Raw genomic sequence first — 12,317 nt, forward strand, 5'->3', positions numbered from 1 at the left:
GATGTCAGCATGCCGCGCAGTCTAGCCCCCGGACTCAACAGGGCCAGACTGCGCGGCAAGCAGCAGCAAGCAGCCGAAGGTCAGCCGGTCTGGATCGAGGTGTCGTCGATCACGAAGCTCGTCTGCAGCGAGGCGTCCTCGGTGCCGGTGAACTTCAGCGTGACGCTCTGGCCCGCGTAGGCCGAGAGATCGAAGGTCCGCTGCTGGTAACCGGCCGCGGCGTCCACGTTGGAGTACGTCTTCAGCGTGGTCCCGTTCACCGACACGGTCAGCTTGTCGTACGGCGTCGTGCCCGTCTCGGCCGTGTCGACGTGCAGCCAGAAGCTCAGCGTCGCCTTGCAGCCCGCCGGGATCGTCACCGTCTGCGACAGCGTGTCCGTGTGCGCCGACCCGTACCCGTCCAGCCACGCCTTCCAGCTACCGCTGTGCGCCGCCTGCGACGCACTGTTGTCGATCACACCCGACGACGCCGTCCACGGCGCCGCCGAACCCGTCTCGAAACCCGGGTTGCCCAGCAGCTGCGCCGGCGTGCACGAGCCACCCGCGCCCTGCACCGCCCAGTTGAAGCTGACAGTGGCCGTCCTGCCCGCCGCGTCGGTGACCGTCACCGTCACGGGGTACGTCCCGACGGCGCTCGCCGAGCCCGAGATCAGGCCGGTCGAGGAGTTGATCGACAGCCCGGCCGGCAGGCCGGTGGCGGCGTACGACAGCGGCGCGGTGCCGCCCGACGCCTGGATCTGCAGGTTCACCGAGCCGCCCGCCGGGGTGGACTGGTCACCCGGGCTGCTCACCGACACGGCGCCGCTGCCGGCCGGCTTGGTGAGCAGGCAGCCACTGACGTTGAGGTCGATGACCCGCCCGTTGCCGAGGCAGGTGGTGAACCAGTAGGTCTCCTCACCGTAACTCTGGCCCTTGGTGGCCGTGGTGGTGCCGTCGGCGGCGACCTCGCACGGGTTGTTGAGGGTGCACATCTGGCCGTCGTCGTTGCCGGTGTTGTTGATGCCGACGATCCGCCCGCTCGCGGAGTCGACGATCGGCGAGCCGGAGGTCCCGTGCGTGGTGTTGCAGCCGGCGCTGTAGCGCAACGAGTCGTGCCAGGTCCACTGGTCCTCGCGCAGGGTGGGCACGAAGCCGTTGACCGAGCAGTTCCAGACCTGCTTCCAGTACGACGAGGGTATGTACATCGCCGCGCCGTCGGTCGGATGTCCGTCGTTGATCGTCAGCGCGGTGACGCCGTAACGGCTGCTGATCGAGCCGTAGGTGTCGGTGAGTCGGTAGAGCGCGACGTCGGTGCCGGTCATCGTCGCGTAGAGCACCTGGTCGGCCTGGACGGTGCCGAGGCTGTTCCCGGCGCCGTCGAGCAGGGTGCCGCTGCGGCCGGCGGCGACGTTCTGGATGACCTCGCCGGCGTTCGGCATGGTGGGCAGGCAGTGGCCGTTGGTGAGCATGAGGGCCCGGTCGCCGTCCACGGAGGTGGGGTAACGGACCAGCGAGGCCGAGCAGTTGCTGAGGGCGATGGTGGCCGTGAGGTCACTGGCCTGGACCGCGTGCGCGGGGGCCGCGGCGAGGGTCAGCCCGCCTGCGACGACCGCGCCCGCACCTGCCACCGCGACAAGTCTCCTGAACATGGCTCTCCTTGTGGGGGATCGCGGGCTCCCCGACCGGTCGCCGAGACCCGCGCCGCACGAAAGTGCCATGGCCACTTCAAGCGGTCAACCGTCCTGACCGAAACCGGTACTGAAACCGGCCAAACGATCGATCAATGATCGACCAAAAGACCGGTCGAAAGATTCGGACGAGAGATCGGTCGAAAGATCGGCCAATGATCGATCAAAACCGCTACGGCTGCGGGAAGTTCTTCGCGTCCACGTCGTCCGTCTTCGCATTGCCGCCGACGGTGGGCTGCAGGGTGATCGACCACGAGGTGTAGGTGCGGCCGGTCTCGAACGCGAGCGTGTCCTGGAACTTGCTGAACCGGCAGCTCTGGGTGAACGCCTTCGCGCCCCCGTCCCAGTCCACCCCGCCGGAGAAGAACACGTCGTACGTGCCGTCCTCGACGCCCTCGATGCTGGCCTTCTGCCCCTTGGCGACGAACACCGAGTGCACGGACTTGCCGTCCATCGCGAGCGAGACCACCGCGTCGGAACTGCCTCCGTTGTCGACCTTGAACACGCCGTGCCCGTGCAGCCGGCCCTCGCGGACCATGGTGCCGTTCTCCAGCGAGCGGGTCTGCAGCGGCGGGATCTGCGGGACGGCGAAGGTGGTCGGGTAGCCGGCCGCCGTCAGCTTCGACAGGGCGGCGGAGGCCGCCTTGAGGCCCTGGGTCTGGCCGAACTCCGAGAGGGCGGAGCTCAGCGCGCAAACGTTCTTCCGCTTGATGTCGCTGCGGACCTTCGTCATATCGGTGGAGACCTGGCCGAGCGCCGTCACCAGCTCGGTCTGCGCGGCCGTGACCTCGGCCGGCTGGTCGGCCCGGCGCAGGCCGGTGCCGGCGCTGGTCGCGCTGGTGCCGATCTCGCCGAGCACGGTGTCGAAGTCGGTCAGGTTGTTGACCACGGTGACCTTCGCGAGCGCGGTGTTGACCGGGCCCACGTACCGGGTGAGCACCGGGCCGTACGGCGACGGGGTCGGCGTCGGGGTGGCCGTGCGGGCCGGCGCGGGCAGCGCGGTGAGCGTGCCGGCCGGCTCCGACGAAGCGGTGCCGCCCCCGCCGCCGCTGGAACAGGCCGCGAGAAGCAGCGCGGTGCCGACGGCCAGACCGGCCTTGGTGATGAACCTCATGAACCCCGCCCCCGTGACTTCCCCGGCACACAGCGTGCCCCTGCCCCGCCTGACATGGTCCCGAGCACGCGCCCCATGGTCAACAGGGCGCACAGCAGGCGCACGGAATCACAGAAGGGGCGCGTAGGTAGCGCGGAAGGGGCGCACGGAGAGCCCGCGCCGGTCACCTAAGATCGGGCTCGTGCTCAGTCTCACCGGCCTCCCCCTCCAGATCGTCACGTCGGTCGTCGCGATCGCCGTCTTCGCCGCCACCATGTGGCTCTGGCCGCGATTCGGCGGTAAGGGCTGGAAGTCCTGGCTCGGCCGGGTCGGCGCCTTCCTCGCCACCCAGATCGCCGTGCTGGTCGCCATGGGCCTGATCGCCAACGGCTACTTCGGCTTCTACAGCTCCTGGAGCGACCTGCTCGGCACCAACGGCAAGCCCGGCACGGTCGTCGACCGCATGCCGAACGCCGCCGTCGCCGTCACCGGCGAGCAGAAGATGTACTCCGCCCAGGGCTCCGAGCCGGAGCGCTCCGGGCTGATCCAGCAGGTCGCCGTCAAAGGAGCCGCCAGCGGCCTGACCAGCGACGCCTACGTCTACCTGCCCCCGCAGTACTTCCAGCCGGACTACGCCAAGCAGCAGTTTCCGATGGCCCTGGTGCTGGCCGGCTACCCGGGCTCGTCCGAGAAGCTGATCTCGCTCATGCAGTACCCGGCCTCCACCCTCGCCGCGATCGAGCAGAAGAAGCTGCCGCCGACCGTCCTGGTCCTGATGCGCCCGACGCTGTCCGGTAACCGCGACACCGAGTGCATGGACATCCCGAACGGCCCGCAGGTCGAGACCTTCTTCACCAGCGACCTGCCCAAGGCCCTCGCCACCACCTACCGGATCGGCTCCGACCCGGCCAGCCGCGCCGTGATCGGCAACTCCACCGGCGGCTACTGCGCGCTCAAGTTCGCCCTGCGCAAGCCCGACGCCTACCGCGCCGCGGTCTCCCTCTCCGGCTACTACACCGCGCCGATCGACGAGACCACCGGCGACCTCTTCAGCAGCAACGCCCAGCTCAAGCAGGAGAACGACCTGGTCTGGCGGCTGAAGAACAAGCCGGCCGCACCCGTCTCCCTCCTGCTCGCCACCAGCTACGACGAGAACAACTACGACGGCACCCAGGCCATGGTGGGCGCGTTCAAGGCCCCGACCAAGCTCTCCACCATCACCCTCGACACCGGCGGCCACAACTTCCACACCTGGACCCGGGAGATCCCCCCGGCCCTGGAGTGGCTGGGCAAGCACCTGGTCATGCCGCCGTCCGCCTGAACCCGTCCCAGAAGACCAGATCACACCCACCTCACAGCCCCGTCTCACGGTTCTCTCAGGCGCGCCACGCAGCGTATGGCGCATGACCACGACCAGCTACTCCCCTCCGGCCGGCGAACCGTGGCCGGAGGCCGCGAACTTCCCGCCGCCGGAGGTGCCGCAGCCGGCCCCCGCCCCGGACCCGGCGCCGCTCTTCCCCGAGCAGCCCCTGCCGCCGGCCGGACCCAAAGGCTTGGCCTCCTGGTCCGGCCGGCTGCGCACCCTCCCGGCCCGCGCCTGGCGCGGCCGGGCCGATGACCCTCGCTGGGTGCGCCCGGCCCTGCTCGGCCTGCTGGCCGCCACGGCCGTCCTCTACCTCTGGGGCCTCAGCGCCTCCGGCTGGGCCAACGCCTTCTACTCGGCGGCCGTCCAGGCGGGCACCCAGAGCTGGAAGGCCTTCTTCTTCGGCTCCTCGGACGCCGGGAACTTCATCACGGTCGACAAGCCCCCGATGTCGCTGTGGCCGATGGCCCTCTCGGCGCGGATCTTCGGCCTCTCGTCGTGGTCCCTCCTCGCCCCGCAGGCCCTCATGGGCGCCGCCACCGTCGGCGTCCTGTACGCGACGGTGCGCCGCCGGTTCTCCCCGCTCGGCGGACTGCTGGCCGGCGCCGCGCTGGCGCTCACCCCGGTGGCGGCGCTGATGTTCCGCTTCAACAACCCGGACGCGCTGCTGGTGCTGCTGCTCACCCTGACCGTGTACGGGCTGGTGCGCGCGATCGAGACGGCGAGCACCCGGTGGCTGCTGTTCACCGGCGCGATGTTCGGGTTCGCCTTTCTCACCAAGACCCTGGCGGCCTTCCTGATCCTGCCCGCCTTCGCCGTGGTCTACCTCGTCGTGGCGCCCACCGGCTTCTGGCGGCGGGTGCGGCAGGTGCTGCTCGCGGGCGTGGCCGTGGTGGTCGCGGGCGGCTGGTGGGTGGCGGTCGTCGAACTGCTGCCCGCCTCGGCCCGCCCGTACGTCGGCGGCTCGCAGGACGACAGCTTCCTCTCGCTCACCTTCGGCTACAACGGCCTCGGCCGGGTCAACGGCAACGAGCGCGGCAGCGTGGGCGGCGGCGGCCGGCTCCCGGCCGGGCTCGACCTGCCGGCCGGCGCGATGCACAACCGGGGCTGGGGCCAGACCGGCATCACCCGGCTGTTCGGCAGCGACATCGGCGGGCAGATCGCCTGGCTGATGCCGGCCGCGCTGATCCTGCTGCTGGTCGGCCTCTGGGCGACCCGCCGCTACGCCCGCACCGACACCGCCCGCGCGGCGTTCCTGGTCTGGGGCGGGTGGCTGATCTCCACCGCGCTGATCTTCAGCTTCATGTCCGGGATCTTCCACCAGTACTACACGGTGGCGCTCGCGCCGGCCGTCGCGGCGCTGGTCGGCATGGGCGTGGACGGGCTGTGGCGGGCGCGGCACCGGCTGCCGTACGCGCTGGTGCTGGCGGGCACGCTCGCGGTGACGGCGGTGTGGGCGTTCGTCCTGCTCGGGCGCAGCTCGGACTTCCTGCCGTGGCTGCGCTGGGCGGTGCTGGCCGGCGGACTGGCGGCGGCGGCCGCGCTGGTGGCCGGGCAGTTCGCGGGGAAGGTCTCCGGACGGGTCGGCGCGCGGATCGCCTCGGTGGCGGGCCTGCTGGGACTCGCGGCGGCGTTCGGCGGTCCGGCGGCGTACGCGGTGGACACCGTGAACACCGCGCACAACGGCTCGATCATCACGGCCGGGCCGTCGGTCAAGGGCGCGTTCGGCCCGGGCGGCGGACGGCACGGCGCGCAGGGGTTCGCGGACAACGGCCGGGTCTTCACGCCGGGGGGCAAGGGCGGCCAGGGCTTCCCCGGCGGCTTCCCCGGCGGCCAGGCCCCGCACGGGCAGAACGGCGGCCAGGGCCGGCCCGGCGGCTTCAACGGCGGTTTCCCGGGTGGGTTCCCGGGCGGCGGCTCCGACGGGACGAACGGGCGCCACGAGCGCGGCACCACCGCCGGCCCCGGCGCGATGGACCCCGAGGGCATGGGCCCCGGTGGCATGGGCGGCCTGCTCGGCGGCACCAAGGTGAGCGACGAGGCCGCGGCCCTGCTCAAGGAGAACGCCGACCACTACACCTGGGCCGCCGCGACCACCGGCTCGCAGAACGCCGCGAGCTACCAACTCGCCACCGGCAAGCCGGTGATGGCCCTCGGCGGCTTCAACGGCACCGACCCATCGCTGAGCCTGAGCGGCTTCCAGCAGGACGTGCAGGAGGGCAAGGTGCACTGGTACATCGCCGGCGGCGCCCACCGCGCCTTCGGCGGCGGCGCGGGCGGCGCGGGCAGCGCGGGCGGCAACAGCGCCGACGACAAGCAGCAGTCCGAGACCGCCCAGATCGAGGCGTGGGTGACCAGCCACTTCACCGCGAAGACGGTCGGCTCGGCCACGTTCTACGACCTGACGGCCCCGACGTCCTGACCCCGACGCCGAGGGGGCGTACCGCGATCGCGCGGTACGCCCCCTCGGCGTTGCCGGTACGCCCGCTCAGTCGGACGGGCAGTGCGTCCCGGCCCCGGGCAGCTTGCCGTCCACAAGAAACGCCGTGACCGCAGACCGCACGCAGCCGCTCTTGTCGTACGCCGTGTGCCCGTCCCCCTCCCGGGTGAGCAGCACGCCGTGCTCCAGGCCGGCAGCCATCCGCTGCGCCCACGGGTACGGCGTGACCGGGTCGCCGGTCGAGCCGACGACCAGGATCGGGGCGCTGCCCGGGGCCTTCACCGTGTGCGGCTGCTCGGGCGAACGGAACGGCCAGGGGCGGCAGTCCGGGTCGAGCAGGGTGGCCCGGGTGTCGTGCCTGCCGACCAGCGGGGCCCGGACCGCGAGGTCGGCGAGAGCCGCGCGCAGGTCCGCGTCGGTGGGCGCCAGCGGGGCGTCCGCGCAGTGGATGGCGGCGTACGCGTCGGCGGGCGTCTCGAAGTGGCCTTCCTCGTCGCGGCCGTTGGCGGCGTCGGCGAGCTTGAGCAGTTCGTCGGCGTCGCCGCGCGTCATCGCCGGTTCGAGCGCCGTCCGCAGCCGCTCCCACGAACGGTGGCCGTCGTAGAGGACGTTGAGCGCGCCGTTCCAGCCGAGGGTCGCGGTGAGCAGCCGTCCGCCGGAGGCCCGCAGGGGGTGGTCCTTGAGCCCGTCGAGGAAGTCGGCGAGCCGCTGCGGGGCAGCGGCCGGGTCGGTGCCGAGCGGGCAGCCGTCCTCGGCGCCGGCGCAGTCGGCGGCGAACGCCCGGAACTCGGTCTCGGTGGCGGCGGCCTGTTCGCCGTTGAGGTGGAGCAGGTCGGTGCTGCGCTCGACGGCGCCGTCGAGGACGAGCCGCCCGGTGCGGTCGGGAAACTCCTCGGCGTAGAGGGCGCCGAGGTAGGTGCCGTAGGAGAGGCCGAGGAAGGCGAGTTTGCGGTCGCCGAGGGCGCCGCGCAGCACGTCGAGGTCGCGCGCGGTGTTGCGGGTGCCGACGTACGGCAGCAGCCGGGCGGCCTTGGCCCGGCAGGCGTCGGCGAGGATCCGGCCGTGGTCGTAGGCCGGGTCGTCGGTGCTGGTCCACTCGTCGCGGGTGCGGTCGTCGAGGCAGCTGACGGGCGTGGTGCGGCCGGCGCCGCGCGGGTCGAAGCCGACCAGGTCGTAGCGGTCGTGCAGCGGGCCCTCGTAGTTCTTCCAGCCCCACTGGACCATGCCGACACCGGAGTTGCCGGGCCCGCCGGGGTTGAGCAGGAGGGAGCCGATCCGGCGCCCGGGGTCGGCGGCGGGCATCCGGGCGAGGGCGACGTCGACGGTCTCGCCGCCGGGGTCGGCGTAGTCCAGCGGGACCTTGAGGGTGGCGCACCGGACGGCCGGTTCGTCCGGGTCGGCGTTGCCGTCGTCCGCGCAGGGCGTCCAGTTGATCCGCTGGTCGTAGAGGGCGCGCAAGGCCGGGGAGGCGGTGGCGGAGACCCGGTCCGCGATCGGCGGGCGCGAGGCGTCGCCGTCGGCCCCGGCCGCGCCGCCCGCGCCGCTCGGGCCGGTGCAGCCGGCCGGCAGCGCGACGGCGAGGGCAGCGGCGAGGACGGGCAGGGCACGCCGCGGGAACCGGGGGATCATGGAGTCCACCGCCCACGAATACCACCCGCGACCGGTCCTGGTCACACCAGGAGAAGGCCGGCCAAGGGAGCGGGTGGAACGATTCGTCAGCCGCCGCACTGCTGGAGCACGGCCTTCTCGCCAAGACCATGTCGAAGCTCACACCCGCTCACACCGTGAGAACCCGCTACCCCCCGATCGCCGACATCGGACGGTCGGGCCGGACGAAATCCGCGGAGTCGATGGCGTGCCCGGGGCCCTTGCGCGCGATCGTCGCCCGCCACGCGGCCTCGATCCGGTCGTCGTCGGCCTCGCCGCGCAGCAGGGCGCGCAGGTCGGACTCCTCCGTGGCGAACAGGCAGTTGCGCAACTGACCGTCGGCGGTGAGGCGGACCCGGTCGCAGCCACCGCAGAACGGGCGGGTGACGGAGGCGATCACGCCGATCACGGTGTCGGTGCCGGCGATCCGCCACTCCTCGGCCGGGGCGTTGCCGTGCCGCCCCACCGGGACGAGGGCGAAACGCTCGCCGAGCACGGCGAGGATCTCGGCCGCGGTGACCATCGTCGAGCGGTCCCAGGCGCCCTGCGCGTCCAGCGGCATGGACTCGATGTACCGCATCCGGTACCCGTGCGCGGCGGCGAACTCGGCCAGCTCGACGATCTCGTCGTCGTTGACCCCGCGCACCGGGACGGCGTTGACCTTCACCGGCGCGAGCCCGGCGGCCTGCGCGGCGGCGAGGCCCGCGAACACGTCGGCGATCCGGTCCCGGCGGGTGAGTGCGGCGTACCGCTCCGGCCGCAGGGTGTCCAGGCTGACGTTCACCCGGTGCAGGCCCGCCTCGCGCAGCGCGACGGCGGTGCGGGCCAGCCCGATGCCGTTGGTGGTGAGCGAGACCTCCGGGCCGAGCGCGGTGATCCGTCCGACCAGGTCCGTCAGCCCGCGGCGCAGCAGCGGCTCGCCGCCGGTCAGCCGGACCGAGGCGATGCCCAGCCGCTCGACGGCGATCCGCACCAGCCGGACCACCTCGTCGTCGCCCAGCACCTCGGCCTTGGGCAGCCAGTTGAGGCCCTCGGCCGGCATGCAGTAGGTGCAGCGCAGGTTGCAGCGGTCGGTGAGCGAGACCCGCAGGTCGGTGTGGACCCTGCCGAAGCGGTCCGACAGCGGGCGCGGTGCGGTGTTCATCTGCCAAGTACAGGGGCAAGCGGGCCGGACCACCAGCGGCCGAACCGCCGGGGAGCTGCTGCCACCTGCATGTTCGCCTTGTGCATTCGTACAACTGTTGGTTCCCACGGTGCGCGCCGGCGCGGTGGGCGGGCAGGCTGGGCCCATGCAGAACACCTCGCATCCGGCCGCAGGCCCGCCTGTCGCCGCCCTGGTGCTCGCCGCCGGGGGCGGCCGGCGGCTCGGCGGGCGGCCCAAGGCGCTGATCCGGTACGAGGGCCGGCCGCTGGTCGAGCACGCGGTGGCCGTCGTCCGGGCCGGCGGCTGCCCGGACGTGACGGTGGTGCTGGGCGCCGAGGCCGAGCGGGTCCGGTCCACCGCGCACCTGCCGGGCTGCCGGCTGGTCACCAACCCGGACTGGGCGGGCGGCATGGGCTCCTCGCTGCAGGCCGGGCTGGCCGCGCTGCCGTCGGGGGTGTCCGCGGTGCTGGTGATGCTCGTGGACACCCCGGGCGTCACCCCGGCCGCGGTGGCCCGGCTGGTGGCCGCGCACCGGGCGGGCGCCGAGCTCGCCGCGGCCGCGTACGGCGGGCGGCGCGGGCACCCGGTGCTGATCGGCGCCCGGCACTTCGCGGAGGCCGCGGCGGGCGCGACGGGCGACGCGGGCGCGCGCGCCCTGCTGACGGCGCACGCCGACGAGATCGCGCTGGTCGAGTGCGCCGATGTCGCCATCCCGGACGACCTCGACACCCCCGCCGACCTGGCCCGCTGGTCGGCGAATTGACCCACCGCCGACCGCCCGGACGTTCGTGCGGGTGTCCGGATCGTCCCGTGCGGGCACCGACCGGGTGCATACCCCTGATCTGTCCCTGAGGATTGCCCCATTCCGCGCCAAGCGCCCGAGGTTTCGTGGAGCATGGGAGGCGTCCTTCCACCCGACTCGAACGGACGGAGCCCGCGATGGCCGGACTGCCCGACGACTTCACCGGACACGACCCCGCGCGTCACGGGCCGGGGACGGGCGGTGGCGCCCGGGCGATCCGCTGCCCCGCCTGCCGCCGCGAGCACCTGTACGAACCGCCGTCGCTGCCCTGCCCCTGCGGCGCCTCGCTGAAGGTGCCGCTGCTGCGCGGCGGGGTGCCGGTGCAGGTGCGGTTCCGCTCCTGGGAGGACTCCTGGCTGAGCATGCGATGCCCGCACTGCGGCCGCTCCGACCAGTGGCCGCAGCCCGAGTTCACCTGCAACTGCGGCGCCACCGTCCGCCTCCCGGTCGACCGCACCACCCGCCTCGGCAGCGGCACCGCAGGACCGCTCGGCACCGCAGGCCCGCAGCCCACCCGCCCCCACCCGGCCCACCCGATGGGCGCGCCGGTGCCCGCCCCGCCCGGCGGCAGCGGCAGCCAGGCCAAGCCCTTCCGCCACCGCGCGCCGTTCCGCCCGCACCCGGTGCGCACCTCGCAGGACGCGGTGTTCACCGCCGCCCGCTACCTGGAGTGGCTGGGCTTCGACGACCTGGAGCTGACGGAGGCCCAGGAGCGCGACGGCGTCACCCTGCTGGGCAGCCGGATGGTCGCCCAGGTGGACACCTGGACCGAGCCTGCCGACGTGAAGTCGGTGGAGTGCCTGTGGCTGCAGACCCTGCACGCCGAGGAGATGGCCGCCGCGATGTTCACCCTGGCCGGCTACTCCCACCAGGCCACCGTGCGCGGCGAGCAGCTGCTGGTCGCCCTGTTCAGCCTGGACCTGGCGGGCGTCCCGCAGCCCGCGAACGGCGCCGCCGAGGCGCTGATGGAGACCGGCTGGACGTCCTGACCGCTCGTGCCCCACTAGATCAATTCCTCCGCGAACGCAACAACCTGCGCTCGTGATCTGGTGCACAAGCTCACCCCCGTGTTGAATTGCCGCCACAGCGCGGGCTTTTGCTCTGCCGTCGGCATGCATGCGGGTACCGACGGCCGCTAGTCCGTGCCCTTGCTGGATGGCGCACACAAGGAGGTGGCGTTGTCAGAGCACGGATGGGGCCCGAGCAGCCCCGACGCGCGGGGGCGGGCGGCGCCGGAGGAGCCGGGGGACACCGTGTGGCGGCTGCGGTCCCGGGCCTGCTGGCAGGAGGCCGCCGAACTGCTGCGCCCGGCCGCCGAGCACGACCCGACGGTGGCCCTCGGCCGGGCCGAACTCCTCATCGAGCAGTGCCTGTTCACCGCCGCGCACTGGACCCAGGCGGAGCAGGCGCTGCGGTTCGCCGAGGCCGTGGTGGCCAGCACCGAGCAGCGTGCCTCCGCCGCCTGCGCCCGCGGCTTCCTGGCCTACCTGGCCAGCGTGATCGGCCCGCGGGACCGGCTGGACGAGGCGCAGGCGGCGTTCGGCCGCACCTCGGCGCTGCTGCCGCCGGACGCCCCCGGCCGTCCGCTGCTGGACTTCCGGCGCGGGCTGGTCGCGGAGAACCTGCTGCGGGACCGCAGCGCCGCCTGGATCGCCTACCGCCGGGCGCACGACGGCGCCGGCGAGCGCGGGGACGAGCTGCTGCGCTCGTACACCTGGCGGCACTTGGCCGCGCTGGCGCTGTCGCACGGGGACCGCGGCCACGCGCGCGAGGGCTTCGACGCCTCGCTGCGGCTGCGCGAGCAACTCGGCTTCACGGTGGGGGTGGCACCGGCGCTGGCCGCGCTGGCGGAGGTGTCCGAGCCGGCCGAGGCGGCGCGGCTGCGTGCGGAGGCGGCCCGGCTCGTGCAGGCTCTGGGAGGCGTGCCGGTGTGGCTCGCGCGCCAGCTGGGCGCGGTCCGCGCTCCGGCGCCTCCCCCGGACGGACGCATCGGACGCGAGACCCGGGGAATCATCAGCTAAGGTGAGCCTAACCTGGCCGGGGTGAGCAGCGCCCCGGCCGGGTCGCCTTGCCGTTCCCGGGCTCCGCCACGCCCAGGTCCGGCCGGGCCTCGCCGGACTCCGCCCCGGCCGGGCGCGGCCGGGCTGCCCGCCGGCGGCCC

Annotated in this window: 8 protein-coding genes and 2 pseudogenes; 5 read left to right on the top strand and 5 right to left on the bottom strand. The window is 73.4% G+C overall.

Annotated features, from left to right (window positions below):
• Positions 1–80: 80 nt before the first annotated feature.
• The 3 genes and pseudogenes from KV557_RS45135 to KV557_RS26850 all read right to left on the bottom strand — a co-directional run.
• Positions 81–797, bottom strand: a pseudogene (locus KV557_RS45135) (putative Ig domain-containing protein); the annotation flags it as partial.
• Positions 798–1,010: 213 nt separating this feature from the next.
• Positions 1,011–1,697: pseudogene (locus KV557_RS45140) on the bottom strand (S1 family peptidase); the annotation flags it as partial.
• 142 nt (positions 1,698–1,839) lie between these two features.
• Positions 1,840–2,781, bottom strand: coding sequence for a hypothetical protein (locus KV557_RS26850; protein WP_218204069.1), 942 nt, complete (start codon positions 2,779–2,781; stop codon positions 1,840–1,842).
• A 181-nt stretch (positions 2,782–2,962) separates the two neighbouring features.
• Between KV557_RS26850 and KV557_RS26855 the strand changes: the two genes are divergently transcribed.
• Positions 2,963–4,081, top strand: coding sequence for an alpha/beta hydrolase (locus tag KV557_RS26855; RefSeq protein WP_308130086.1), 1,119 nt, complete (start codon positions 2,963–2,965; stop codon positions 4,079–4,081).
• Between the two features lie 82 nt (positions 4,082–4,163).
• A complete protein-coding gene (locus KV557_RS26860; RefSeq protein WP_218204070.1) occupies positions 4,164–6,545 on the top strand; it encodes a glycosyltransferase family 39 protein in 2,382 nt (793 codons plus the stop codon).
• A gap of 66 nt (positions 6,546–6,611) precedes the next feature.
• Here KV557_RS26860 and KV557_RS26865 read toward each other — a convergent pair whose 3' ends face one another.
• A complete protein-coding gene (locus KV557_RS26865; RefSeq protein ID WP_218204071.1) occupies positions 6,612–8,192 on the bottom strand; it encodes an alpha/beta hydrolase in 1,581 nt (526 codons plus the stop codon).
• Positions 8,193–8,358: 166 nt separating this feature from the next.
• The gene (gene moaA, locus KV557_RS26870; protein ID WP_218204072.1) at positions 8,359–9,354 is read right to left on the bottom strand and encodes a GTP 3',8-cyclase MoaA; all 996 of its coding nucleotides are present in this window, start codon (positions 9,352–9,354) and stop codon (positions 8,359–8,361) included.
• 145 nt (positions 9,355–9,499) lie between these two features.
• On the opposite strand from moaA, the gene KV557_RS26875 reads away from it, so the two are divergent.
• The 3 genes from KV557_RS26875 (at position 9,500) to KV557_RS26885 (ending at position 12,177) form a co-directional block, all read left to right on the top strand.
• Complete coding sequence (locus KV557_RS26875; protein WP_218204073.1) at positions 9,500–10,117, top strand: nucleotidyltransferase family protein; 618 nt, start codon at positions 9,500–9,502, stop codon at positions 10,115–10,117.
• 176 nt (positions 10,118–10,293) lie between these two features.
• On the top strand, positions 10,294–11,145 hold the full coding sequence (locus KV557_RS26880) for a hypothetical protein (protein WP_256177991.1): 852 nt from the start codon (positions 10,294–10,296) through the stop codon (positions 11,143–11,145).
• A gap of 189 nt (positions 11,146–11,334) precedes the next feature.
• On the top strand, positions 11,335–12,177 hold the full coding sequence (locus tag KV557_RS26885) for a hypothetical protein (RefSeq protein ID WP_256177992.1): 843 nt from the start codon (positions 11,335–11,337) through the stop codon (positions 12,175–12,177).
• Positions 12,178–12,317 lie beyond the last annotated feature (140 nt).

The organism is Kitasatospora aureofaciens (assembly GCF_019192735.1).
Classification (GTDB): Bacteria; Actinomycetota; Actinomycetes; order Streptomycetales; family Streptomycetaceae; genus Kitasatospora; species Kitasatospora aureofaciens_A.

Excerpts from the sequence above, each read along its gene's own strand:
- KV557_RS26875 (WP_218204073.1), top strand. The coding sequence starts at position 9,500 with ATGCAGAACACCTCGCATCCGGCCGCAGGCCCGCCTGTCGCCGCCCTG.
- KV557_RS26850 (WP_218204069.1), bottom strand. The coding sequence starts at position 2,781 with ATGAGGTTCATCACCAAGGCCGGTCTGGCCGTCGGCACCGCGCTGCTT.
- moaA (WP_218204072.1), bottom strand. The coding sequence starts at position 9,354 with ATGAACACCGCACCGCGCCCGCTGTCGGACCGCTTCGGCAGGGTCCAC.
- KV557_RS26865 (WP_218204071.1), bottom strand. The coding sequence starts at position 8,192 with ATGATCCCCCGGTTCCCGCGGCGTGCCCTGCCCGTCCTCGCCGCTGCC.
- KV557_RS26860 (WP_218204070.1), top strand. The coding sequence starts at position 4,164 with ATGACCACGACCAGCTACTCCCCTCCGGCCGGCGAACCGTGGCCGGAG.
- KV557_RS26880 (WP_256177991.1), top strand. The coding sequence starts at position 10,294 with ATGGCCGGACTGCCCGACGACTTCACCGGACACGACCCCGCGCGTCAC.